Origin of the sequence: Exiguobacterium oxidotolerans JCM 12280 (genome assembly GCF_000702625.1) — a bacterium.
Classification (GTDB): Bacteria; Bacillota; Bacilli; order Exiguobacteriales; family Exiguobacteriaceae; genus Exiguobacterium_A; species Exiguobacterium_A oxidotolerans.
The window spans coordinates 1,854,693-1,878,613 of the sequence record NZ_JNIS01000001.1 but is presented as its reverse complement, the minus strand read 5'-3'; the positions used below and the strand labels follow the sequence as shown (position 1 = coordinate 1,878,613).

The 23,921-nt window shown below is 48.2% G+C and carries 22 protein-coding genes; 7 read left to right on the top strand and 15 right to left on the bottom strand.

All coding sequences use genetic code 11. The features are described 5' to 3' along the window. Positions 1 to 258: 258 nt before the first annotated feature. The 3 genes from P403_RS0109620 to P403_RS0109610 all read right to left on the bottom strand — a co-directional run bounded on the left by P403_RS0109620 (position 259) and on the right by P403_RS0109610 (position 2,733). Positions 259 to 516, bottom strand: a complete 258-nt coding sequence (locus tag P403_RS0109620) for a hypothetical protein (RefSeq protein WP_152638914.1) — start codon at positions 514 to 516, stop codon at positions 259 to 261. Between the two features lie 394 nt (positions 517 to 910). Next, the gene (locus tag P403_RS0109615) at positions 911 to 1,363 is read right to left on the bottom strand and encodes a hypothetical protein (RefSeq protein WP_029332427.1); all 453 of its coding nucleotides are present in this window, start codon (positions 1,361 to 1,363) and stop codon (positions 911 to 913) included. Next, the gene (locus tag P403_RS0109610) at positions 1,360 to 2,733 is read right to left on the bottom strand and encodes a PepSY-associated TM helix domain-containing protein (protein ID WP_029332426.1); all 1,374 of its coding nucleotides are present in this window, start codon (positions 2,731 to 2,733) and stop codon (positions 1,360 to 1,362) included. The genes P403_RS0109615 and P403_RS0109610 overlap by 4 nt, the downstream gene beginning before the upstream one ends. A gap of 456 nt (positions 2,734 to 3,189) precedes the next feature. Here P403_RS0109610 and P403_RS0109605 point away from each other — a divergent pair, with 456 nt between their 5' ends. Next, positions 3,190 to 4,560, top strand: coding sequence for a hypothetical protein (locus P403_RS0109605; RefSeq protein ID WP_029332425.1), 1,371 nt, complete (start codon positions 3,190 to 3,192; stop codon positions 4,558 to 4,560). A 98-nt stretch (positions 4,561 to 4,658) separates the two neighbouring features. Here P403_RS0109605 and P403_RS0109600 read toward each other — a convergent pair whose 3' ends face one another. After that, positions 4,659 to 5,240: a DedA family protein gene (locus P403_RS0109600; protein WP_029332424.1), complete on the bottom strand. Its 582-nt coding sequence runs from the start codon at positions 5,238 to 5,240 to the stop codon at positions 4,659 to 4,661. A 394-nt stretch (positions 5,241 to 5,634) separates the two neighbouring features. Between P403_RS0109600 and P403_RS0109595 the strand changes: the two genes are divergently transcribed. Next, entirely contained in the window at positions 5,635 to 6,429 is a 795-nt protein-coding gene (locus P403_RS0109595) for an NUDIX domain-containing protein (protein ID WP_029332423.1), read from the top strand. Between the two features lie 42 nt (positions 6,430 to 6,471). Here the strand turns inward: P403_RS0109595 and P403_RS0109590 are convergent, their stop codons facing one another. Further along, positions 6,472 to 7,323 (bottom strand): VOC family protein, encoded by an 852-nt coding sequence (locus P403_RS0109590; RefSeq protein ID WP_029332422.1) that lies wholly within the window; start codon positions 7,321 to 7,323, stop codon positions 6,472 to 6,474. Positions 7,324 to 7,444: 121 nt separating this feature from the next. Between P403_RS0109590 and P403_RS0109585 the strand changes: the two genes are divergently transcribed. Both P403_RS0109585 and P403_RS0109580 read left to right on the top strand, forming a co-directional pair. Next, positions 7,445 to 7,801 (top strand): winged helix-turn-helix transcriptional regulator, encoded by a 357-nt coding sequence (locus tag P403_RS0109585; protein WP_034801119.1) that lies wholly within the window; start codon positions 7,445 to 7,447, stop codon positions 7,799 to 7,801. 173 nt (positions 7,802 to 7,974) lie between these two features. After that, complete coding sequence (locus P403_RS0109580; RefSeq protein WP_029332420.1) at positions 7,975 to 8,748, top strand: nucleotidyltransferase domain-containing protein; 774 nt, start codon at positions 7,975 to 7,977, stop codon at positions 8,746 to 8,748. Positions 8,749 to 9,153: 405 nt separating this feature from the next. Here the strand turns inward: P403_RS0109580 and P403_RS0109575 are convergent, their stop codons facing one another. The 3 genes from P403_RS0109575 to P403_RS0109565 all read right to left on the bottom strand — a co-directional run bounded on the left by P403_RS0109575 (position 9,154) and on the right by P403_RS0109565 (position 12,819). Beyond that, positions 9,154 to 9,729 carry a DUF4352 domain-containing protein gene (locus P403_RS0109575; protein WP_051667340.1) on the bottom strand — a complete coding sequence of 192 codons (576 nt, stop codon included), beginning with the start codon at positions 9,727 to 9,729 and terminating at the stop codon, positions 9,154 to 9,156. 167 nt (positions 9,730 to 9,896) lie between these two features. Beyond that, entirely contained in the window at positions 9,897 to 10,826 is a 930-nt protein-coding gene (locus P403_RS0109570) for an NADP-dependent oxidoreductase (protein ID WP_029332418.1), read from the bottom strand. Between the two features lie 517 nt (positions 10,827 to 11,343). Beyond that, the gene (locus tag P403_RS0109565; RefSeq protein WP_029332417.1) at positions 11,344 to 12,819 is read right to left on the bottom strand and encodes a methyl-accepting chemotaxis protein; all 1,476 of its coding nucleotides are present in this window, start codon (positions 12,817 to 12,819) and stop codon (positions 11,344 to 11,346) included. Positions 12,820 to 12,963: 144 nt separating this feature from the next. Between P403_RS0109565 and crcB (P403_RS0109560) the strand changes: the two genes are divergently transcribed. Further along, positions 12,964 to 13,368, top strand: a complete 405-nt coding sequence (gene crcB / locus P403_RS0109560; protein ID WP_029332416.1) for a fluoride efflux transporter CrcB — start codon at positions 12,964 to 12,966, stop codon at positions 13,366 to 13,368. After that, complete coding sequence (gene crcB / locus P403_RS0109555; RefSeq protein WP_029332415.1) at positions 13,365 to 13,724, top strand: fluoride efflux transporter CrcB; 360 nt, start codon at positions 13,365 to 13,367, stop codon at positions 13,722 to 13,724. The genes crcB (P403_RS0109560) and crcB (P403_RS0109555) overlap by 4 nt, the downstream gene beginning before the upstream one ends. A 58-nt stretch (positions 13,725 to 13,782) precedes the next feature. Here the strand turns inward: crcB (P403_RS0109555) and P403_RS0109550 are convergent, their stop codons facing one another. From P403_RS0109550 to P403_RS0109520, 6 genes are all read right to left on the bottom strand, one after another. Then, positions 13,783 to 14,637 carry a DegV family protein gene (locus P403_RS0109550; protein ID WP_029332414.1) on the bottom strand — a complete coding sequence of 285 codons (855 nt, stop codon included), beginning with the start codon at positions 14,635 to 14,637 and terminating at the stop codon, positions 13,783 to 13,785. A gap of 70 nt (positions 14,638 to 14,707) precedes the next feature. After that, on the bottom strand, positions 14,708 to 15,736 hold the full coding sequence (locus P403_RS0109545) for an aldose epimerase family protein (protein ID WP_051667338.1): 1,029 nt from the start codon (positions 15,734 to 15,736) through the stop codon (positions 14,708 to 14,710). Between the two features lie 178 nt (positions 15,737 to 15,914). Beyond that, positions 15,915 to 17,609 (bottom strand): LytS/YhcK type 5TM receptor domain-containing protein, encoded by a 1,695-nt coding sequence (locus P403_RS0109540; RefSeq protein ID WP_029332412.1) that lies wholly within the window; start codon positions 17,607 to 17,609, stop codon positions 15,915 to 15,917. A 608-nt stretch (positions 17,610 to 18,217) separates the two neighbouring features. Continuing rightward, positions 18,218 to 19,531 (bottom strand): hemolysin family protein, encoded by a 1,314-nt coding sequence (locus P403_RS0109530; protein ID WP_029332411.1) that lies wholly within the window; start codon positions 19,529 to 19,531, stop codon positions 18,218 to 18,220. A gap of 36 nt (positions 19,532 to 19,567) precedes the next feature. Then, on the bottom strand, positions 19,568 to 19,966 hold the full coding sequence (locus P403_RS0109525) for a MerR family transcriptional regulator (protein ID WP_029332410.1): 399 nt from the start codon (positions 19,964 to 19,966) through the stop codon (positions 19,568 to 19,570). A 140-nt stretch (positions 19,967 to 20,106) separates the two neighbouring features. Beyond that, the gene (locus P403_RS0109520; protein WP_029332409.1) at positions 20,107 to 22,242 is read right to left on the bottom strand and encodes a (Fe-S)-binding protein; all 2,136 of its coding nucleotides are present in this window, start codon (positions 22,240 to 22,242) and stop codon (positions 20,107 to 20,109) included. Positions 22,243 to 22,444: 202 nt separating this feature from the next. Between P403_RS0109520 and P403_RS0109515 the strand changes: the two genes are divergently transcribed. Further along, complete coding sequence (locus P403_RS0109515) at positions 22,445 to 22,789, top strand: hypothetical protein (protein WP_029332408.1); 345 nt, start codon at positions 22,445 to 22,447, stop codon at positions 22,787 to 22,789. A gap of 87 nt (positions 22,790 to 22,876) precedes the next feature. Here P403_RS0109515 and P403_RS0109510 read toward each other — a convergent pair whose 3' ends face one another. Next, the gene (locus tag P403_RS0109510) at positions 22,877 to 23,920 is read right to left on the bottom strand and encodes a zinc-binding dehydrogenase (RefSeq protein ID WP_029332407.1); all 1,044 of its coding nucleotides are present in this window, start codon (positions 23,918 to 23,920) and stop codon (positions 22,877 to 22,879) included. Position 23,921: the final 1 nt, after the last annotated feature.

The following is a 23,921-nucleotide window of genomic DNA, read 5'->3' as shown; positions in this document are numbered from 1 at the left end:
CGATACACTAGGGAATGTAATTCTTTAGGCACAGCATTAAAGGAGTTTGTCTACTTATGAAATCATTGAACCGCCCGACTACATACATGCCAGGCCTTGACGGCTTACGTGCGTTCGCCGTGACCGCTGTTATTCTTTACCATCTGTCCCTCCCCGGCCTTACTCGAAACTGTTGGCGGAAGCGATATGTTGTGCCGCAAGCTCAAAAAAAATGACCCGCTCATTCCGTCTGAAATGTCGGAAAAAGTGGGTCATTTTTTATTGCCGTTTTGGCTTACGACGCAGGAGGAGAAACGTCACGAAGGCACTGAGTAACAAACTACTGACGACCCACGGTAAGATACGCGGGATGATACCTGGCTCGACTTCACGATCTTCGACCGGGATGACTTCGCTCGACGTCAATGGATCCGTCAGCAGATGCTCTGCCTGCAGTTCCGTTGCGCCGACTAGTGTCACCTGGAACGTAAAACCGACCAGGACAAGCATTATCACTATACCGATGCGTTGTTTCAACGGTCCTCCTCCTTTCTTAAGTTCCATTTTAGACTTCATTTTTTTAGCTACATTTAGAGTACGTAAGGTGTCCCCAAATAGTTTTAAATTTTGTCCTTCGTCGCTCAAACCCAAAAACACCTTTCCTGATTTTGAGCAGGAAAGGTGTTTTTCAATTTTAATGATGATGTCCTTCATTACCGCTAGAGGGTTTGGCTCCATCTTGCAACAATTTGAGATCCGCTTTCGACAGCTCACCGATGATGAATTGTTTCGTCACTTTAACTTTATCAGAGGCAGTCCTTATTTGTTTACTTAAAATATGTTTTTCATCATAAGAAGAAGGCCCTCGAAACGAAAAACGTTTCGAGGGCCTTCTCATTTATAAAGCTGAGTTATGTCCCAGCCTCATTTCTTAATGATGATGTCCACCATGCCCTTCGTGCGTCGCGGGTGCTTGCGACCGATACATGTCTTGTGCCTGCTCAAGCTCTGTCTCTGAAACATCGCCCACCTGAACGAGCGACTTCGGTGTATAGACTTTTTCACCGACATGGACCATCCCGTTGACAACGTAGACGCCTGATTTTTTAAACGGGATGCTGCTCACGTAGTGACCGTCTCGCTTTTCCGTTTCAAACGTCTGCGTTTCATCGCTTCCAATCGGTGTGACTTGCACGTGGACGACATCAATGTCCTGCGGATTTTCAATCTCGACCGCAACAGTCGTATTCGTATCTGCCCCAATCTTTTCCGGTGCGTACAGTCCGACTTTCATCATCGGTGGTGCTGCTTTTGTTTCGAACTGGCATCCGGCGAGTAACAGGACACTGCCGACCAACGCTCCCGTCATGCATAGTCGTTTCATGCGGCTACCCCCTTACTTTTGTTATGAAGACGACCGAAAATCAACAAGTCGAGCACGATGATTGTAATGACCGACAAGGCAGCAAGCGGCATCGTCAAGCTGATCAATAAAATCAATCCGGCTACAATCTTTTTGACACGTTGGTCGACGGCACGTTTAGGGGCAGTTAACTTTCCTGCTCCGTTACGACGTTTCCACCATAAAACAAATGAACTCACCACGATGAAAATCAATCCTAGACAAAGTGCCAATCCAACCAACTGATTTAATAAGCCGAATAGTTTTCCTTCGTGGAAACCGATTCCCATCGAAATCATTTTTGCGAGTAGTCCATAATCTGCAAACGTGACGCTCGATAACACCGTCCCCGAATATTGATCGATATGCATCGTTTTCTCTTTCATCGGATTACTATGTAAGGATGAAATCGTATAGACACCTTGCTCCCCTTGTGGCAGCGTGATTTGATACGGTTTGACAATCCCTAGTTGTTTCGCCTCGGCATTCGCTTCCGATACGCTCAACGTAATCGGCTTCGCTGGTCCGGAAGTCGGGACGACGTCATTTTGTGTCGCCCACGGTATGTCCGTCGCAATGTCTTTCGTGACGATTTGTGACGTCAACGTCTCATCAGGTCCGAACGCATATTGTGGGAAGTTCGAATTCGTTTTTGTCGCAATCGTATTGATCCATTCCCCGGCTACTCCCGACCAAGCAAGTCCGGAACCAATGATGAGGACAAGTCCGAGCGTCGACCAGATTGCAACGGAACCATGAAGTCCCTTCCAAAGATTACGGGATCCCTCTTTCTTTTTAAAAGAAGGAAAAAACACACGTTTGAAACTGCCCCGGTCGCCGCGTGGCCAAAACAGATATGTACCGGTAATCAGTAAAATGATGGCCCAACTTGCTGCGAGCTCGACAAGCAAATTTCCGATCTTCCCGGCAAACAACTCGCCATGAACGGTTTTGATGAATCCGAGTGGCCCCTCACCCATACGTTTTCCCGTTACTTCTGCTGTGTAGGGATCGACATAGACGAAGCCGGATTCTTCCCCGAACATCGCACCGATTCGTGTTGTCCGATCGGCTTCTTCAAATTGTCCGATCGACGAAACCGTTGCATCCGGATATTTCTCTGTCACGGCCTGCACTTGTTTTTCTAACGAGACACGTTCTCCTGACTGTTCCGTAAAGACCATTTCCTTGTAAAGCCTGTCCTCAATTTGTGGTTTAAATAAGTAAATCGAACCTGTGACGGCAAGGATGATAAAAATAGGTGCAAAAATAATACCTGCATAAAAGTGCCACCGCCACATCGACTGGTACCAACTTCGCTGTTGTTTCGAAGTTTGATTCCGTTCTGCCATGATAGTTCCCCCCTCAATCCCCTAAAAATATGTCCACCCTGTGAACACAAGATAAGTATAAGCGGTTACACAACCGACAAAACGTTGCTACTGTGGCGATTTTTTGCCGATTCAGTGAGATGTCTGCGTATTAATTAAGTGAGTTTATGAGTTAGTTCTCCACAGTTATTTCATAGCTTTTATATGAAATTACTTACTTTTTCTACAAGTTCACTAAATGATTTTTAATTTTTTTCATATTTTTTAAATCCAATTCCCTTACATGTGCGTAAGCTACACAGAACGGCAAGCAAGACAGGAACAAATACGCATCAACATTACATTTCAGATTTTCTTCAACTTTTTAAAACTTTTTAAATCCAAACGAAATCCCGGTGCGTAAGCTGTTCAGAACGATGAGGAAACGAATTACCAGCTTGGTTAAAATAAAACCCAAATTTGAAAGGATGATTACAGATGAAACACACTAAAAAATTCGCAGCATCAGCAATGGCAGCAGCACTCGTCTTACCAGGAACGGCAGCATTCGCGTCAGGCGGTTCAGACGACATGATGCATGAGGACAAAGCAAAAAACGTCACGGTCAAAACGAAAGCAGCAGACCTTCGTGCGACACTCGACCAATTGCTTTCTGAGCACTTCGTGCTTGCCGTCATGGACATGAAAAAACAATATGATGGTTCGAAAGACGCTGAGTATTATGAAGCAGCACTCAAACAGAACGCACTCGACATGACACCGGCAATCGCTTCAGTCTATGGCGACGAAGGTGCAAAACAATTCGAAAAAATCTTCGTCGATCACAACAAATACACAACGGACCTCGTCAAAGCCGTCAAAGCGGATGACCAAGAAGGCATCAATGCTTCAAAAGCCGAGACAGAAGAGTTCGTCCAGGATCTCTCGAGCTTCCTCGACACAGCGACAGAAGGTAAACTCCCGAAAGCCGCTGCTGAAGAAGTCCTCCGTGCCCACGAAGCGGACGTCTATAAAACATTCCAAGAGTATGCAGCAGGCGACTATGAAGGATCGTACAACACGTTCCGTGAAGGCTACAGCCGCATGTATGACATCTCGAAAGCTCTCTCAGTCGCTATCACAACACAGATGCCTGAGAAGTTCGATAACTCGAAAGCTGATACAAAAGCCGCTGACCTCCGGTCAACACTCAACAGCCTCGCTGCTGAACACGTCGCTCTTGCGAACATCAGCATGACAGCAGGCGTCGATCAAGCGAAAGACTACGATGCAGCGAACTGGGCGGAAGACATGCACACAGCTGACTTCAAAGCCGCGATTAAATCAATCTACGGTCAAGCCGGTGCGGATCAGTTCGAGCAAGTCTGGACGAAAAACCACATCGAAGCACAAGCGAACCTCGTCACAGCAGCCATCAACGATGATAAAAAAATGATGGGTGACGCACAAGACATGCTCAAAATGTTCACGAACGACTTCGGCGCGTTCCTCGGAGCAGCAACGGAAGAAAACCTTCCGACAAAAGCAGCACAAGAAGCCGTCGCTGGCCATGAAACGTATGTCCAAGACACGTTCATGCAGTATACAGAAGGCGACTACAAAGGTTCAGTCGACACGTTCCGTGAGTCATATGCTTACATGTACGGTGTCGGGGAAAACCTCGGTGAAGCAATCGTCAAACAATCACCTGAGAAATTCATGGACGGTACGCCAGGTTCAATGCCGAACACAGGTAACGGCGGCATGAGCGACACAAACAACAATGCAACAACAGGTGCACTCGCACTCTTCGGTCTTGCACTTGGTGCAGCTGGAATCGTCGTTGCACGCAAACGTCAAAACGCGTAAGTTCACTTCATCAACTTCATTCAAACGAAAGACGCGTTCCGCTTCGGCGAACGTGTCTTTTTTTATGATCATTTTAAGCTTGCTAACCGTGCTCTTAGTCACTCAGCAACCGCTTCTTTCTCCAGTTGGTGTCGCCGTCTCGCATGCACGATGGAGGCAACAGCAATAATCAACACGACGGCAAGGATGATAAAAATCATGCTCGGGTTTGTCATGATCCATTCCCATAACTCCGACCACGTGACCGCCTGACCAATGCGGACGATGATGAATGTCCAAAGGCCGGTGTATAACCCGGCAGCTAAAAAGGTCATCCCTAGGTAACGCGGAAGCGGATACGCGAGTAATCCCGCGACATAATGAATCGGATGGCGCACGCCCGGTAAAAAGAAGGACAGCCCAATCGCCCAAAGACCACGGCGATCCAGAATGTCTTCGGCGCGCGTCAAAAATTTAACTTTCATGAATTTTTTGATGAAGGGAATTTCGCGGAAGAAACGTGCTAATAAATAAAACCAGGCAAAGGAAATAAAAAATACCGGCCACGCGGCCAGCCAGATGAGAACAGGATGCACACCTTCTTTGATTCGTAACGCTGTATATCCCATCATCAAAACATCATCCGATAGCGGAGTAAACATGATGCCGCCCGCCAGTCGGACGAGTGCCATGATATCCATTAGTTCATCACTTCCTTTTTTCTCTATACAGACAGTATGCCCGATTTTTTTGATTTTGAGTGCTCTTTGTCGAACAAAGTATTTTGAACCGAAAACATTTTAATTTTAATTTTTGTACGTTGATAGCGCACAAGACCGCTTCGGTACAGCAGCAAACGTCACAGGTGACGGTGCAATCGCCAAAATGAGCCATGCCATCAAACGCCATCCATCACTCCTTGATAACAAAAAAGAACGAGATTTTGCTTAGAGGCTGAAACGACTTTGCTCCCCGTGAAGTCGTTTTTTTAGTTATCTTGATTCATTTGAAAAAGAAGGGAATCCGCTTACACGAAGAGAAGTGTAGTAAAGAACCTGAACGTATATCTGCTTGTACGATAGAGGAGGAATTTTCATGTTACATCGCCGGAAGACCTATACGATTCGCCCGGAACGACTACAGGAATTTACCGAGTTCTTTCACACCTATCTCTTTCCCCTACAAATCAGTCATGGTGCCCGTCTTGTCGGCCGCTGGGTGACGGAATCGGAAGATGAAGTCATTGCCATTTGGGAATATCGCGATCGCGAGCATTATGAGCAAGTCGACCGTGATGTCCGCAACAGCGCCTTACGCCGAGAAGCGATGAAGAAACGCGCCCGCCTCGGGAAAAACCTCTACATCAAATCGACGGAAGACTTCATGACGGCGACAGGTGTCTATACGCCACCCCGTGCAATCGTCAGTGTCACCGCCTATATAACGAACGATGCTGGTGAAGTCTTGCTTGTCCGCAACCTTCAGCGTGGCGACACGTATGAGTTACCGGGTGGACAAGTTGAAAACAATGAATCGATTCTTGACGCCGTTAAACGTGAAGTCAAAGAAGAAACCGGTGTTGACGTCGCGATCGACGGCATTACCGGCATCTACCAAAATATATCAAGTCATATCATCTGCGTCGCCTTCCGCGGGACGTACGTCAGCGGTGAATTACAAGCACAAGAAGGCGAGACGACGGACGTCGGCTTCTTCCCAGTCACGCGTGAGAATGTCGACACCTATATCAAACGGGAGCATTTCCAAATCCGCGCCCTCGATGCGATGAATCCCGTTTATTTGCCGCATGCCCTCTATACCGTCCGACCATATGAACTTGTCAGTCGTTATGATGGCAATGCCCCGTCTGCTTTATCCGGACAAAATTAACTGACAAAATGGACCCTCTCCAATGAGAAGGTCCATTTTTCATTATTTCGTAACCAGTCGTGCCGTAATGCCGGCATCATCCGTGATGTACACCGCGTCTTCCGTCAGCTCTACTTGGTAGAGCGAAGCATCGATTGCCGCAACTGCTTCTTCTAACACGGATTTGTCCGGGTAGACCAATGTCCAATAACTTAGTCCGACGGCATCAGCCGGTGTCTTTGGTGCGTCCGGTCCTGCCCAGAGGTTCATTCCGATATGGTGGTGATAACCGTTAGCTGCAACGAACAAGGCTTTCATCCGTGACGCATCCGCTGCTACTTCAAAACCAAGCGTCTCGACATAAAACTTCCGCCCGGCTTCAAGTGATTTGACATGGAAATGCACGTGTCCCATGACCGTATCTGCCGGCATCCCGTGCCAGTCTTCTTCGCCTGCTTCAATGAGCATGCTTTGCCAATCGACGGAGTCTGTCGTCATCTTGACGTCCCCGTTCGCCTCATAGGACCACGTCTCCCGCGGACGATCGGCATAAATCTCAATCCCGTTCCCGTCCGGATCGGATAAATAAAACGCTTCACTGACGAGATGGTCGCCTTGACCAAGATCAACGTCATTTGCAATCAAGTTGCGGATGACGAACCCAAGTTCTTTTCGGCTTGGCAATAAAATCGCGAAATGATACAGTCCTGCGACCGAGTTAGGTGGAAGACGTCGCGCGTCCACCCGTTCTTCCAACAGGACGAGTGGTGTTGTTTTTGCACCGAGTGTCGCTGTGTTCCCTGTCTGTTCGAGTACCGTTAGTCCGAGTAAATCGCGGTAAAATGAAATCGATTGTTCTAAATCCGTAATCCGTAAGCTGACCGGTCCGAGCGTAATCTCTGAATGGATTGTCATATGGTTATTCCTCCTGTACGTTCACTTTCTAGGTTCATTATCCCCCGGAAGCAGCGGGAACGGAAGTAGGTACAAAAAAGTGGTATAGTTTCTAAAAAGATACTACGAAGGAGGAACGATGATGCAAGAGACACCCATCTGTCGCGTCGAGACTGCACTCGAGATTTTGACGGGGAAATGGAAACCATCGATTTTGCTTGAGCTCATCACGCACGGGACACTCCGCTTCAGTGAATTAAAACGACATCTACCGAACATCACCCAAAAGATGTTGACGGCACAACTGCGTGAACTTGAGCTAAACGATATCGTACACCGTGAAATCTACCAAGTCGTTCCACCCCGTGTCGAATACTCCTTAACGGATTACGGGCGGACACTCATGCCAATCCTCCATGCGATGAACCATTGGGGCGAACAGCATGCCGCACATATGGAACAAAAAGAACAAGAACAGAAGGCAGCTTCTTTGCACTAAGTATTTGAAACGGCTGATGATCCAAAGGGATGGCTTTTGAGCCAGCCCTTTTTTGTGTAGTTGTTTTTTCTTTCCTCACGCGATTTAAGCAATCAGTAAAAAATGACAATGGAATAATCTCCCTTATTTCACGTATACTGAAGAAATAGACTGCTTGAAGGAGTGACTTACTTATGCACCAGCTATATGCCATCGAACAACTTACAGACCGGCTCAAACAGGATCCGACCGTCGAAGCGATTTTTTTGAAAGGCTCGTTCGGTCGGGGGGAAGAAGATTTCCATTCCGATCTCGACCTCTACTGTCTCGTCGCGGAAGAAACCGTTTCGGAATTCTTACCGCGCCGCCTGGCGCACCTCGAAGCGTATCGGCCCGTCATTTGGCACGATGATCTGTTCATCGTCGCCCCGCAAATGATTGCCGTCTACGATGATCTGTTACATGTCGACTTATTTACCGTCACGGTTGCTTCGTTAAATCAAAAAGATGCCATCCGCGTCCTATATGATCCAAAAAATCAGTTAGCCCCGTTTATCGAAGAGAGTTCTCTGACCCTGTCGCAGCAGGAATTCGAAGACGAGGCGATTGACGCCGTTTGGTTTTACTTTCAGTATCAAAAAGCCGCCGCACGCGGCAACGGCTTATGGGCGGTCGAAATGTTACGCAGTGCGTTGACGAAGTTCGCCAAAGTCCTGTTGCACCACCATCTGCCGGAACGGGCCCAACTCGGACTGAAGACGATTCCAGATTACTTACCGGACGACCAGCGTGTCCCGTTCGAAGCCGTTTATGACGTTCTCGTTCCGGCGACACATCAAGAAGCTGGGCGTCGCTATGCTGCGTTACTCGAACAAGAACGCTCCTTTTTGCAGACGACATTACAGGATCAGCCGGAGACACTTATGTTACTCGACCGTCTCCTCCGCTCAACGTCTGTTTCCCACTGAACAGGTTGTCGCTTTTGTCAGATATCACTTGATCAACAAAAAAACTCCCTTCCACATCGGAAGGGAGTTTCAGCGTGTAGACAAACTCTTATGAAGCGTGAACATACGATAACCAGAGACAATCCGGTCGCGCTTCCCTGTCTCGCCTCGTCTTCAAAGCGATGCGAGACGGATTTCGCCCTAAACCGTCTGCATGACTGGATTTCTTTCACGGTATTATCTAAAAGCGTCGCGTTTCGTTGACTCCTGCGGGGAAAAGTGCGTTTTTAACGCACTTTCAGAGGCAGGCAAGACCCTGCTCATTGTCCGTTAGGATCAAGGAGCAACGGCTTGCGCCTCGCCCGAGGAAAGCAACGAAAAAAGACGCTTGATCTCCCGATCGCACTTTGTCTATTGTACCTTGTGTCATAACTTAATTTGTTTCGACTCTCCACCGGCCCAGCCGAAACCGGATGAGACTTCGAGCACGTATCCTTTTGCATTCTTCGGTAGCTCGAATACAATCTTTCCTTGTTTTTCGATATTCGGATTGATCGTCTCCAGGAAAAATCCGAGTCCGCCTTCGTTCGCATAAGAACCGAGTTCTGCATCTGCTGAATATTCGGTATCGCCGACTTTGACTTTAAACATTTCGCTGTCGACGAACCGTTCTTCCTTGTCCCGATTCAAAATCGTCACGTCAACGACGAGAAATTGACCCGACGTCTTTTTTTCACCTAATGCGTTACTGAGAGTCGCGACCTGTTTGACGTCATTGACGGTATAGGTCAATTTGCCGACGTTCACTTGATCGCCCACCTTCGGAATCACTTTTTTTACGGCCGGCTTTGCAACCGCCTTTGGTTTCGTTGTTTCTTTTTCTTCCTTCCCTTCCACGGTCGTTTCCGGCTCCGCTGTTTTTGGTTCTTCGCTGTTTAGTAATGCTGAGAGAATGATGAACCCGATGACGAGAAACGCGCCCCACTTGATTACTTTTTTCATGTTTCTTCCTCCTCTTTCCTTTGACTAGTAATGTGATGTCCCTAGTATAGAAAGAGGCAAGAGGTTGACCTTTTATTATTTTTAACCAGGTTGTTTTTTTGCTATGGTATGTAAAATGACGTTTAAAAAACGCCTTGGCTCAAAGTTTGAGTCAAGACGTTCTTAGGTCATTTCACTTTAATGACGATCTTGCCTTTCGCATGCCCTTCTTCTCCGTAATCATGGGCTTGTTTCGTATCCTCAAGATCAAAGATCCGGTCGACGACGGGTTTCAGTTCACCTTTTTCGACGGCTTCCGCAATTTTTTTCATCCGTTCGCCTGTCGGCTGCATGAAGACATATTCGACGCGTGCCTTCGCCTGTTTTGCTTCCTCTTCGTTCGGCGGCGTTGAAATTGAGACGAGCATCCCATTTTCTTTAAGCATGTTGTACAGTTTGCCCTGTCCGTCTCCCCCCATCGTATCGAAAACGAAATCGAGGTCACGCACGCTGTCTGCCGGGTCTTGTTGTTTATAGTCGATGACTTCATCGGCTCCGAGTTCACTGACCCAATCGACGTTCGGCGTGCTCGTTGACGTGACGACATACAAGCCATGTGCTTTCGCGAGCTGGATTGCGACCGTCCCGACGCCACCTGAACCGGCACCGATGAAAATCCGGTCGCCTGGTTTCGCATCCATCACTTCGAACATGACTTGCCACGCCGTATGTGCGACGAGTGGGAGTGATGCGGCCTCCTCAAAGCTCAGCGAAGCCGGTTTTTTGACGACAAGATGGGCATCGACCGCAACATACTCGGCATATGTGCCTTGACGGGCAATATCCGGGCGGCTGAAGACTTCATCTCCGACCTTCAAATCGGTCACGTTCGCTCCGACTTCTTTGATAACACCCGATACATCCCAACCGATGACGAGCGGCATGTCGTAACTGAGCATCTCTTTTAAGTACCCTTCACGTAACTTCCAATCAACCGGGTTGACGCTCGCTGCATGAACTTCAATCAATACATCGTCTACACCAATCGTCGGTTGCTCAATCTCTCCTACCTTGAACTCATCCGATCCACCATATTGTTCGATATACGCTGCTTTCATCTCATCGTCCTCCTTTAATTTATCAAAAATCAGGCGAGAATACTCCCACCTCTAAGCGTCTTGGGGCGAAGCCCAGCGTAGGTGGGAGATGAATCGCCTTCGGGCAAGGTGTGTCTTACGACACATCAATTGCCCTACATTTTTTTGGTTTAACAACAAGCAAAAGCAGGAACAATTAAAATGTCACGTTCTTTGAAAACTGAAGATATAGGGTTGTGACAGGAAGTTCGTCTGTCACGTAAAATCTTCAACGTTCACCTTGCGGATGACCGAAGTAGCGAAAACCAAGCAGAGTAGGCATCCGCACAAAAGAAACGGACAAGATTAACTTTCAACCGTCGGGACGACGGGGTTAGCCTGATAACGTTTCGATCGATAGGTCGGATAACTCAGGAATCCTCCACCTCTTAGCGTAGCGTAGGTGGGGGTAGTTCAATCATTCACTTTTACTATGTTCCCATTCTGCTTGTTCCACAAACGAAAAAGCACACCGCGTGTAGGGCGGTGTGCTTATTTGTTAACCTTTTTGCGTCGTCTCACGCAGCGTCGATGCCGTCGCGTTCAACGCATGAATCGCGTGCTGTAAATCACGAATCTGTTCGACTTGTGAGCGCGTCAGACCGGATAACTGATCACTGCTCGTCAATAACAGATCCATGAAGGCATCCAGCTGTTCTGTCGCCTGCGTGATATCCGTTAAGCTACTCGTAATCGTAGCGAATTGCTGACGGGCACCGCTGATTGCTTGGACTGAATCCGACGAATCCGCTGCAATCGTCTGCAAGGCTTCCTGACTCCGCTGCATCCGCTCCTCTTGCTGACGAAGTAACGTCGTGCTCGCATTGATCGCACTTCCCGTATTCGTCACGTCACGTTCGACGCGCTCGATGATTTGATTGATTTCTTTTGACGCTTCTGCCGTTTGTGACGACAAGTTACGAATTTCTTGGGCGACGACGGTGAATCCTTTTCCGAATTCTCCGGCGCGTGCCGCTTCGATTGAAGCATTCAAACTTAGTAAATTCGTTTGCGTCGCGATGGCATTGATGCTCGACGTGATCGTCACGATTTCTTGGAATCGTCCTGCGAGCTGACCGAATGACGTCACGGACTCACCCATGCTGACCGTCAATTGTTGGAGTGACTCACCCGCTTCACTGATTGTCTCTTGACTGTTCTCTGCCGTGACTTTCGATGACGAACTTCGCTCAAGTGCCCGGTCGACGGCTAATGTGACATCGGCAAGCGACTGGACGTTACTTTCGTTCATTTGCCGAATTTGCCGGACGGATGTCGCATTTTTCGCCGAGTTCGCAGCAAGCATCTTCATCGCATCATCGATTTTTTCGAATGACGCTTTTGCCGTATCGACCGTTTCACTCATTTCTTCCGTAAACGTCGTCACATCTGTCGCAGTCGCAGCGGACTGAGCAAGCGTCGTCCGCGAAACTTCTGCATACGTCTCCGCTTTTTCCTGTTGACGCTGAACTTCCGTCATGACGTTGCGACCGAACACAGCAACAAAGACGGCAGCTGCGAACGTCATCAAGTAAATAACGAGCGCAACAATCAAGTCGAACAGATTCGTAAACTCAACCGTTCCGATGCTTGTAAACATGACGAGTTCGAGCAGACCGAGTACTCCCGCCATCACGACAATCCGGGGAATCAAGTAGACGACCGACATAACGAGGTATAGATAGGCAATCGTCCAAATACTCTCTGTCGGTAAGGTAATAATGACAAGGGCGAGTACCATGTATGTCAACGCGATTTGGATGTACTTGCCACTCGAATATTGTCCGAAAAAATGATGCCCGGCGAGTAACGCCACAGTCAATAGCACACCACCGATTAAAAATTGATAAAAAGCTTGCATCGAAACGTAATCCATCTGGGCAAAAATGAAAATCAACGGATGGGCGACTGTAATCAATGTCGGGATGAGACGCGATAAGATTTTAGTACTGAGCTGTTCGAGCGGCGATACCATCTGCAAAACTCCTTCTCTTGTTCGTATAGTCATCTATCGGTTGTGAAGGAAGAGAGGTTTAGTGGTTCTTTTTTACCTACTTGACGCTTCGATTCAAAACAGCGTATGTTGAAAACACGATACAGGTAGAGGATGGATGATAGAATGCTTTATGTTTTAGTCGGTTTCGCCGGTGTACTCGGCGCCTCAGCACGATACGGTCTGAGTCTAGCAATCGGTCAACTAGCGACAGGGACGTTCCCCGTCGCAACGGTCTGCATTAATCTTCTCGGCTGTTTCGTTTTAGGGTATGCCACCCACTTTTTATTCCGCACAAATTTACTTCATCAATATGCGATGACGGCGCTCGGAACAGGCTTCATCGGCTCGTTCACGACATTCTCGACGTTTAGCGTCGAAGCGGTCACGTTACTGCGGACCAGTCTATATGGCTTCGCCGTACTTTATGTCCTCCTTAGTCTATTCGGCGGATTATTTTGTTCGTACCTCGGTTACGCGCTCGGGACGCGCCGTCTCCGGCAGTTCACGACAAGGAGGGATAACACATGACCCTTCTCGCACTCGGACTCGGTGCTTTTTTTGGCGCCATCAGTCGTTTTGCACTCAGTCAGTGGACGAAGACGTTTTGGACGCGCGACTTCCCGCTCGCGACATTCATCGGTAATGTCAGCGGTTCTTTTTTACTCGGTCTCGTCATCGGTCTTCATCTCGATTCGACGTGGACGTTGTTTCTCGGGACGGGATTTCTCGGTTCGTTTACGACCTTTTCGACCTTTAAGCTCGAGACGCTCCAACTGCTCCAACATGAAAATAGACGGACACTCGCTCTTTACCTCGGAACAAGCTACGTCCTTGGCATCAGTGCAGCTTTTCTTGGTATCGTCTGTGCACTCGCAACAAACTAAAAAGCAGGTCTGCCTCGTCCGCTGAGCGGAGAATGACAGACCTGCTTTATTTTTTCATTTAATCGTTCAACCAGAAAAGGCCGACTGTTTCTGCTCCGGCATGTGTTCCAATCGCTGGACCGAACGTCCCTTCAAGAATCGTCAATTCCGGAAACTTCGCTGCGACACTGCTCCGCAGATCGGCTGCCATGTCTGGCGCAAGCGTCGTGGCGACATAAATCCGGTTCTTATAGAATGTCTTCTGACGCATGATATTTTCGATTTGTTTAATCATTTCGATATACGCTTTTTTAAGTGAACGTGCCTTTTTAAACGGAACGATTTTCCCCGCTTCGTCCGTCGTGATGATCGGTTTGATGTTGAGTAAGTTCGCGAGGAACAAATCTCCTGACGAAACCCGTCCACCGCGGCGCATCGTCTCCATGTTCCCGACGATCATATAAAAATGCGTCCGTTTCGATAAGTTCGTCAAAGCTGCTGTAATCTCTTCGACAGTCTTTCCTTGTGCTTCGAGCTCCATCCCGTAACGAATGAACTCTTGTTGGTTTTCAAACGCAGTATGCGAATCGATGATATGGACTGGGAAACTTGCCGCTTCTGCAGCTGATGCAGAACTTTGGACCGTACTTGATAATCCATTCGTACAGTGCACAGCAATCGCACAATCATATCCTTCTTCTTTTAGGCGTTCATACGTACCAACGAACTCGCCGAAGATTGGTTGTGATGTCTTTGCGACCAACTTCTTGTCCGCATCAAGTGCGCGGAACAAACGCTCGACTGTGATCGTGTCTTCGTTGTAGGCAGTATCCCCGAGCAAGATTTGAATCGGTACGACATTGACGCCGATTGCGTCTGCCTCTTCCTTTTTGAAATAGGCCATACTATCGGTCACCCATGCTATTTTAGTCATTTTCTTATGCCTCCGTTAGATTCTTCTCGCTTTATCCTACCACATACGAACTTAATATTCGCGAGAAACATCACTGTATTCGGCTAAATTGGAAGGTCGTCCGCTTTTGATACCGATTGCCCGCGCGTAAGACGACGGATGGGAAATCAGGTTGATTGATGGCGTCCGGCAGTCCTTGTGTCTCAAAACAGATGCCAAGGTAAGGCGTCGCGCGACGACCGGCAATCGTAAAGTCTCCCCCTAAATGGTTGCCCGTATAGACGACGACACCCGGTTGTTCTGTCACGACACGTAACGTCCGACCACTGACTGGTTCTTCGAGGACGATTTCGCCCCCCTCTTTCAGAAGGAAGGGATGATCGACTCCGCTTCCGACCTGGCGGAGCGCTTCGTCAGGGGCATGCGTCACTTCATATAACGGCCGCGCTGTCCGAAAATCAAAAACGGTCTCATGAACGGATAAAATTTCGCCCGTCGGTAACGCGTCTTGATCGAGCGGGACATAAAATGGTGCATCCATCCGCAAGCGGTGTTGCTCCACTGTCGTCTTCGCGTCTCCTGTTAAATTGAAATACGTATGGTTCGTCGGACTAAACGGTGTTGAAGCCGTCGTCGTCGCATCATACGTCAACGTCAATGCATCCTCATCCGTCCACTCGATCGTCAATCGCACATCGAGCTGTCCCGGATATCCATTCTCACCATCCGGACTGACGAGTGACAAGTGAAGCAAATCGCCTTCAATCTCATAATCAAAAAAGCGATTCGACCAGTTGACACTCCCACCATGTAAATGATGATCTCCTTCATTTTGTTCGAGTAGATAGTTCATCCCTTCGAGCGCGAATGCCCCATTGGCGATTCGTCCTCCGACACGACCAATCGTCGCACCTAAGTGATGGGGATCATCTAAATATTGGTCGAGCTCGTCAAATGCGAGAACGACATTCTCAATCTTCCCCTGCTTATCAGGGACACGAATCGCCGTGATTTTACCGCCGAGGTTCAACAGGTCGACACTGTGTCCCAATCGATTCATCAATGTAAAAGCGATGATCGGTCGTTCGCCGGATCGTCCGACTTCTTTTTTTGTAATCATCCGCTTCTTCCTCCTATATCTTATCGTTGCCTGCTTTCATTTTTACCCACCTTCTCCTAAAAAAAAACAACAGTACCCGCAAAAACGTTCCCTTTCTAAAAAACCGGACTCGACACATGTCGAATCCGATTTTCACTTCAAGACGATTCCTGCTGATACAGTCATGTTAAGTTCTGAGTTAACCTTCCTCAGCTATTTGTAGCGGCAAGGTTAGCACGACACGCGTTCCTTGGTTGAGACGAGAATGAATCGTACACGTCGCGGCTTTTCCATACTTGATGTCGAGCGCCCGTCGTAGTAAAAATAACGTGCTCGTCTCCGTCAAAGCATCTTCTTCGAGCCGTCGTTTCACATCTGGTCCGATTCCGACGCCGTTATCACTGACTTCTAAGACAAGATCGTTCTTCTGACGAAAAGCACGTACGTTAATTTGTGAACGGCGACCGACTTTCGAAAACGCATGCCTTAACGCATTGTCGACTAGCTTCGTTAATAGGAAGGGCATGATGAGCGTCTCTTCGATTGCCGTCTCGACATCTAAATCAATCGTGATATCCGCATGGGTCAACTGATTTTGACCCCGTCTTGTCCCTTCGAGAGCGAGATAGGCTTTTAAGGTCGTGATTTCGTCACGAAGTGGATAATCTTCTCCCCAGCGTGCTACCGTCAATAGTTGGAGCAAAGAGCCTAGCTTTTGTTTGACCGGTGTCCCCGGATCAGCGGTCTGATGGATTTCGTCCACGATTCCCCGTAAATAATTCGGATGGAGGAACGGTTTCATTTTAGGGAGCGAGCGTTTTTCGAGTTGCTCTTCTCGATACGTTACGAGCTCACGCGCAAACAGCTGAACGAGTTGTTCCGTCGTCTGTTCAATCGTGTCATCAAACAAATGACTCGGAAAATAACATACGATACCGGCCTTGTCTCCATCCATCTGTAACGGATGAAACGAGAGAATTTGATTCGTCGTCCGGTCTTCGACTTGTAACGGGACCGCTTCTTCAATCCAACGTTGTACATTCGGTTGAAATCTACCGCCGTACACAGGTGTTTCGCCCGCTTCAATATCGACGAGCACTTCTGCAGGTCCGAGCAGGACGACTCGGTCAATTTTAGTTTCTTCTAAAATCGTCGTGCCAATCTGACAGGCGACGTCTGCTGTCATGCCTTCTTTTCGAAGTGGACGGATGACAGTCAACAACCGAGAGGAACGGGCACTTTCGCGAACAAACAATTCCTTTTCGAACCGGAGTTGCGTCCGTAAGATGACGATGAAGACGATAATCCCGATCATGTTTGCAAACAGCATCGGGAAGACCGCTTGACTTGCAATCGCGATGAGTTCCGACGGATCATCTGCGAGCAAGATCGCCAATCCTAAATCGAGGATAACCATACTCATGACGAGAGCAATCGGTTGTAACAATGTATATTTATCCTTCAAGCGCCAGCGACGACTGTAGAAACCACTGAGAGTACCGGCAACGACGGCGATGAACCACCCTGTCTCTGCTCCCATCGAACCGAGCCAAAAACGATGAAACCCAACAAGGAGACCCGTCAGTCCACCGACGAAGGGACCACCGAGCAGTCCACTCGTGACGATAATCGTTAGACGCGTATCAATCAATAATTGATCATCGGTCACTGCAAGTCCAAGCAACGGATCAATCGTTTGATTCGAGGAGACGGCAACTCCGGCATAGTTCATCAAAATACCCGAGACGACGAACATGCTGAGCAAGGCGAGTCGACGCGAGCGGCTCGTCGATGTTTTAAAGACGTGCCGTGACGTTCTCCACTGCGACAATAAAAATGCAAGCAACGCCAGCATACCAAGCCGGCTGAGTAAAAACGGGATTAAGTCTAACACAAGGTTCCTCCCTCTAGTGAACGACACGATGAATTCTCTTTTTAGTAGTATTCAAGCCGACACGACGATTTCCCTACTTCCTGATCGTTATTCACACACTGATATGATTTCTGAAAAATTGATTCCCGCACCAACAAAAAATCCCCTTGATGATCTCAAGAGGATTTTAGTGTATAGACAAAACAAAATTGGAAAATAAAAGCGTCTTCCTTTTTCGTTGCTTTCCTCGGGCGAGGCGCAAGCCGTTGCTCCTTGGTCCTAGCGGACAACGAGCAGGGTCTTGCCTGCCTCTGACAGTGCGTGTTCAACGCACTTTTCCCGTAGGAGTCAACGAAACGTGGCGCTTTTCAGGGAATACCGTGAGGGGAGTCCAGGCATGCAGATGGTTTGGGGCGCAATCCGTCTCGAATCGCTTTTAAAGCGAAAAGCAATCGGTCGCGACCCTGCAGCTTTGCTGTAGCGGCGCGGAAGATTGCCGCTTTGAAGACGAGGCGAGACAGGAAAGCGCGAACGGGTTAACTCCCGATATAGGATATTCACTCTTCATAAGAGTTTGTATATAGTCTAAAATCCCCTTGATTGGCTCAAGAGGATTTTGCATGTTGTTCTTATTCTGCTTTTTCGAGCGGGTGCAACCACAGTTTGATTTGATTGATTTGATAGTTCTCCATTTCGATAACTTCGACAGAGAACGTCTCCGTATCGATATGTTCGCCTGGCTGCAGATCGATGTTGTGCATCTGAATCCAGCCACCGATCGTATCGACATCTTCATCGTTCGTAAACCTTAGACCGAAACGTTCTTCCAAATCTTCTAGTAAGACCGTTCCTGCGACGAGATATTCGTTGTTCGGCAACTCTTGAATTTCTTCGACTTCATCCGTATCAAATTCGTCACGGATTTCACCGACGATTTCCTCAAGTAAATCTTCCATCGAGACGATCCCCGCCGTACCGCCATATTCGTCTACGACGAGGACGATATGCGAACGCGTTTCTTTCATTTTTCGTAACGTATCTTGAAGCGACGTCGATTCTGAGACGACCGGTAAATCCTTCAAGTAATGTGTGACCGGATATTCATGCCCGTTCGCAAAATCCGTCAAAACTTCTTTAACGTTGATATAGCCAAGAATACGGTCTTTATCATTTTCTTCCGTTACCGGGTAACGGGTGAACGGATTGTCCATGAAAATTTCCATCAGTTCTGCTTTTGAGAGACGCTCTGAGATTGTCGCCATCCGCATCCGCGGGACCATCAAATCTTTGACGACGTGCTCGTCAAAAGCAAAAACATTTTGCATCAAGGCAAGTTCCGTTTGGTTGATTTCACCACTTTGGAAGCTCTGTGCCATGATGATTTTCAACTCATCTTCTGAGTGGGCTTGTTCGTGTCCAGCAGGTTTCACACCGAAAAGTCCAAGGAACAGACGTGCCGATCCATTGAGTAACCAAATGAACGGGTACATGATTTTTCCGAAAATGAACAAGGGACGTGCGAAAATCAAAGTCATTTTTTCCGCATACTGGATGGCAAGCGTTTTTGGCGCAAGCTCCCCGATGACGACGTGTAAAAATGTCACGGAAATGAAGGCGATTCCGAACGATAAAAGTGTCGAGACGGCAGCCGAGACGCCGAATTCGTCAAAGACAGGATGGAGAATCTTTTCGACGGTCGGCTCTCCGAGCGCCCCGAGTCCAAGTGCTGTCACCGTGATCCCAAGCTGACAGGCAGACAAGTAATAATCGAGATCACCGGCGATTTTTTTAGCAAGAATCGCACTCTTATTGCCTTCTTGAATCATTTGGTCGAGACGCGACATTCGAACCTTAACGACCGCAAACTCTGACCCGACGAAAAACGCTGTTAACACAATCAACAACACCACTAAAAATAAATTGATGAAAAGTATAGTATCCAAAATCCCCTAAAAAGGGGTCACCTCCAGTTATTAGTTTTACAGCTGGGCAATCAACGATGCGATCAAGGTGAGGCGACGCGATAACTCAAGACGAATCTCTTGTTTTTCGAACTCTGTCGATTCGAGCAGACGTCGCTCTAACCCTTTGACCGTATCTTGAAGCTGCTGTACTTCTTGATAAATGACATCTCCCGTTTTTTCTTCCCGTTCCGTAAATGAAGCAAGAATCTCTTGTAAGGAAAGCCGCTGTGTCTTTAAATATTCAATCTTTTGGACTTGATGGACGACATCTTCCGGATACAACCGGTAACCTGCCGCCGTTCGTTCTGACTTTAAGAGACCGAGCGACGTGTAATAGTCAATCGTCCGTTTTGATAAGCCGGTGGCCTCCGCGACCTGACCGATTTTAAGTAGCGCCTTCCCAAAGATTCTCACCCCCTTTCATAGCAATTTGTATTTTCATCATAGCATGTCAAAACCGTACAGTACAACGTTGTGCTTGCTTTGAAACGTGTATTCACAAAAAAAGACCACTCGCTGGTCTTCCGTGACGAAGACGCGCAAGTGATCATTGCTCATACCGTAGCGATTGATTCTTTCATCGGTGTGCCGACAATCGAACGTTCAAGCAGTTCGACGACGTCGTATGTTGCGACGGATTCATCGACTTCTTTTGCTTTCGTTCCATCGCTGAGCATCGTCAGACAGTACGGACAAGCAGAACCGATGACAGATGGTTGCACCGTCAACAGCTGTTCCGTCCGAGCGACGTTGACACGGGCTCCGACTTTTTCTTCTTGCCACATCATCCCGCCGCCTGCACCACAGCACATCCCTTTTTCCCGGTTCCGCTCCGTCTCGACGAGCGTGATCCCTGGAATTTTTTCAAGAATGTAACGCGGAGCGTCGTAGATGTCGTTGTACCGTCCTAGGTAACACGAATCATGGTAGACGACACGTTCTTTGACTTCATGCATCGGCGTGATCCGTTTGTCGTCAATCAAGCGTGCCAGCAACTCCGTATGGTGATAGACTTCGACGTCCGGACTGAGTCCGAAGTCCGGATATTCGTTTTTGAACGTGTTGTAAGCGTGCGGATCAATCGTAACGATTTTTTTGACCCCATATTTTTCGAACGATTTGATGTTCGCTTCCGCAAGCTCCTGGAACAAGACTTCGTTCCCGATCCGGCGTGGTGTGTCACCCGAGTTCTTCTCATCATTTCCGAGAATCGCGAACGAGATGTCCGCTTCGTTCAGAATACGGGCGAAGGCCATCGCGATTTTTTGACTGCGGCTGTCATATGAGCCCATCGCACCGACCCAGAAGAGGTACTCGAATTCTTCGCCGGCCTTTTTCTTTTCTTTCGCCGTTGGAACGACGAGTTCTTCGCGCGTTTTGCGCCAGTTTTCGCGTTCTTTCCGGTTCATGCCCCATGGGTTCCCTTGACGTTCGATGTTCGCCATCGTCCGTTGCATCTCCGGATCCATTTTCCCTTCCATCATCACGAGATGGCGACGTAAGTCGATGATTTTATCGACATGTTCATTCATGACCGGACATTGATCTTCACAGTTACGGCACGTCGTACACGCCCAGATTTCTTCTTCCGTGATGACGTTGCCAATCAATGAATCCGGTACGATATCCATTTGACCGGCTGCAGCAAGGGACGCAATCTGATTCCCTTGTGATCCGTCAAAGGCGAAGGCAGGTGCCCACGGTGATTTTTGTGTGATCGCTGCCGTCTTCATGTTGAGGTGATCCCGCAGCTTGACGATTAAGTCCATCGGCGACAGCATCTTTCCGGTTCCACTCGCTGGGCACATGTTTGTACAGCGTCCGCATTCGACGCAGGCATACAGATCGACCAATTGTTTTTGGTTGAAGTCTTCAATTTTATTGACCCCGAAACTAAATTCCGCATCATCATCTTCCGCTTCTTCCATGACGGACAAGTCGATCGGTGCAAGGCGGCCGACTTTTGACGTCCGACCGAGCCAGACATTGGCCGTACCGGCGATTAAGTGGGCATGTTTGCCTTGCGGGATGTAGACCATGAAGCTGAGTAAGAACAGTAAATGGGCCCACCAGAAGAAGACGAACAGTCCGAATGCGACTTGTTCCGGTACCCAGCTAAACAAGAAGGCGATGGCAGACGCAACCGGTTCACCGAGTGTCGAATGATTTTCATAGACGAGGAAAAATCCATTTCCGAATAAGACCGCGACCATCAATCCACCGATAAAAATTAAGGCGAGTCCTGCCATGAAGTTTCGTTTTAAGCGCACCAGTTTCTCGACATAGCGACGGTAGAATCCCCAAACGACCGCAACCAAGATGACGAGCATGACGATTTCCTGGAAGAACGTAAAGATTGGATAAAGTGGACCGAGTGGAATGTGCGGAAAACGTTGTCCGACTGCGAGTCCCTTCCAAATGAAATCAATCGCCCCGAACTGGACGAGTAAGAAGCCGTAGAACATCATGACGTGAATCGTCCCACTCTTTTTATCCTTAAGTAATTTCTTTTGTCCAAAGACGTTCACGAGTACCGAGTTGAACCGTTCTTTATTCGTTATATCCCATTCCGCCTTTTTCCCCCGGCGAATCGCTTCGTAACGGCTCTTGACGAGCGTCACAAACAGATAACCTGCATATCCGACGATGAGCAGGAAGGCAATCCAGTTAATCAATAAAAATGTCCCCATGAAACAAGCCCCTTTCCCCCTAAAGCAATTGTATTGAGATGAGTATAGCATATAATGAATGACTATTCATTCATTATTTTGATATTTTTGGTTACGGTTAAACATTGACTTTTCCTATTAAAATCTTAGTTCATTTTGAAATATAAGTCAGGTAAACTAAAAAAGCTGATTTATTTACATATTTAGTAGGAGGTTTTTGGTTATGAAAGGGATTTTGCAACATCCGAGTGGTTTAGTAAAAGAAGTAAAAGCCGGTTTCTCATGGACGACGTTCTTTTTTGGATTTTTCCCAGCGTTTTTCCGCGGTGATGTAAAATGGGGATTGATTCAATTGGTCGTCGGTTTCGTCGCAGCATTTGCGACAGCCGGAATCCTCGGTATCGTTATCAATATCGCGTTTGCTTTTTTATACAATAAGATTTACATCAATGGTTTAATCGAAAAAGGCTATCGCCCGATTGATCAGTCATTCCAACAGTCTTTACGCCAACGCGGCATCCACGCTAAACTGTTATCCGAAACAGAACGGACAGAAGCGGCGTTTTGATTTTTCTTTTTAACACATACAAAAAACCGACGGATTCTGACTTTCCAAGGAAGGTCAGAATCCGTCGGTTTTTTTGCACGAAATTACTTATTCACCCGTTGGCAACAAAACGATTTTGCCAAGCTTCCCCGCTTCCTTGAAATACGTCTGGGCTGCCCCCGCTTCTTCTAGTGGAAACGTCCGGTCGATGACGGGTTCGAGTTTACCGGCGGCAATCGCTTCAAGCATCCGTCCGTATTCTGCGCGCGTTCCGAGAACTGAACCATACAGCGTCAAGTGCTTCAAGTAGACCGTCCGGAAATCAAGCTGTGTCTGCTGGCCCCCCGCAGAACCGGAGATACAGAACTTGCCACCATTTTTTAAGACAGCGAGTGATGTCGCGAATAACGCATCGCCGACAACATCGAGGACGGCATCGATGGGTCCACCGTTCGCCGCTAAAATGTCATCTGCCAGTTGCGGTGACTTGTACGAGAGAACGTGTGTCGCACCAAGTTGCTTTAATTGGTCGCTTAGTGCAAGATCTCCGACGAGGGCGATGACGTTTGCCTGAAAGACACGTGCGGCAATTTGGATGTTCAGTGAACCGACACCACCATTCGCCCCGGTCACGAGTACCGTTTGTCCCGGTTCCAGTTGAAGCTGCTCGACCATGTGCCACGCCGTCAAACCACTGACGGAGAAGACGGCACTTTTCGTGTAGTCGTCAAGTGGCATCTCGTAACACAGTTCGGCCGGCCAGACGACGTAATCCGCGTAACCCCCATCGTATTCCGACCCGATGAACGACATATCTTGCGCGATGTGCTCCGTTCCGTCCGGTCCGCTTGAGGTAAAGGGAAACAGGACGACGTCCCGCCCGATGTGTGTTTCTTCTACTCCCGTCCCGACTTTCACGATCCGTCCGCTAATATCAGAACCCGGGACGCGTGGAAACTGAACGCCTTCCGGTTTCCAACCCGATTTTGCGTCCGTCCCGTAGGCCCCTTCCCGCATCCAAATTTCTGTATTGTTGATCGCACACGCTTTGACTTGTACGAGTACTTCTCCTGGACCTGCTTCCGGAATCGGACGCTCGACGACGGCGAGCTGGTCGACGTCCCCGTATCCCCTGACTTCGACTGCTTTCATA

Coding starts and splice junctions, on each gene's coding strand:
- P403_RS0109615 (WP_029332427.1), bottom strand. CDS start 1,363: ATGAAACGACTATGCATGACGGGAGCGTTGGTCGGCAGTGTCCTGTTA.
- P403_RS0109610 (WP_029332426.1), bottom strand. CDS start 2,733: ATGGCAGAACGGAATCAAACTTCGAAACAACAGCGAAGTTGGTACCAG.
- P403_RS0109605 (WP_029332425.1), top strand. CDS start 3,190: ATGAAACACACTAAAAAATTCGCAGCATCAGCAATGGCAGCAGCACTC.
- P403_RS0109600 (WP_029332424.1), bottom strand. CDS start 5,240: ATGGATATCATGGCACTCGTCCGACTGGCGGGCGGCATCATGTTTACT.
- P403_RS0109595 (WP_029332423.1), top strand. CDS start 5,635: ATGTTACATCGCCGGAAGACCTATACGATTCGCCCGGAACGACTACAG.
- P403_RS0109590 (WP_029332422.1), bottom strand. CDS start 7,323: ATGACAATCCATTCAGAGATTACGCTCGGACCGGTCAGCTTACGGATT.
- P403_RS0109585 (WP_034801119.1), top strand. CDS start 7,445: ATGCAAGAGACACCCATCTGTCGCGTCGAGACTGCACTCGAGATTTTG.
- P403_RS0109580 (WP_029332420.1), top strand. CDS start 7,975: ATGCACCAGCTATATGCCATCGAACAACTTACAGACCGGCTCAAACAG.
- P403_RS0109575 (WP_051667340.1), bottom strand. CDS start 9,729: ATGAAAAAAGTAATCAAGTGGGGCGCGTTTCTCGTCATCGGGTTCATC.
- P403_RS0109570 (WP_029332418.1), bottom strand. CDS start 10,826: ATGAAAGCAGCGTATATCGAACAATATGGTGGATCGGATGAGTTCAAG.
- P403_RS0109565 (WP_029332417.1), bottom strand. CDS start 12,819: ATGGTATCGCCGCTCGAACAGCTCAGTACTAAAATCTTATCGCGTCTC.
- crcB (WP_029332416.1), top strand. CDS start 12,964: ATGCTTTATGTTTTAGTCGGTTTCGCCGGTGTACTCGGCGCCTCAGCA.
- crcB (WP_029332415.1), top strand. CDS start 13,365: ATGACCCTTCTCGCACTCGGACTCGGTGCTTTTTTTGGCGCCATCAGT.
- P403_RS0109550 (WP_029332414.1), bottom strand. CDS start 14,637: ATGACTAAAATAGCATGGGTGACCGATAGTATGGCCTATTTCAAAAAG.
- P403_RS0109545 (WP_051667338.1), bottom strand. CDS start 15,736: ATGATTACAAAAAAAGAAGTCGGACGATCCGGCGAACGACCGATCATC.
- P403_RS0109520 (WP_029332409.1), bottom strand. CDS start 22,242: ATGGGGACATTTTTATTGATTAACTGGATTGCCTTCCTGCTCATCGTC.
- P403_RS0109515 (WP_029332408.1), top strand. CDS start 22,445: ATGAAAGGGATTTTGCAACATCCGAGTGGTTTAGTAAAAGAAGTAAAA.
- P403_RS0109510 (WP_029332407.1), bottom strand. CDS start 23,920: ATGAAAGCAGTCGAAGTCAGGGGATACGGGGACGTCGACCAGCTCGCC.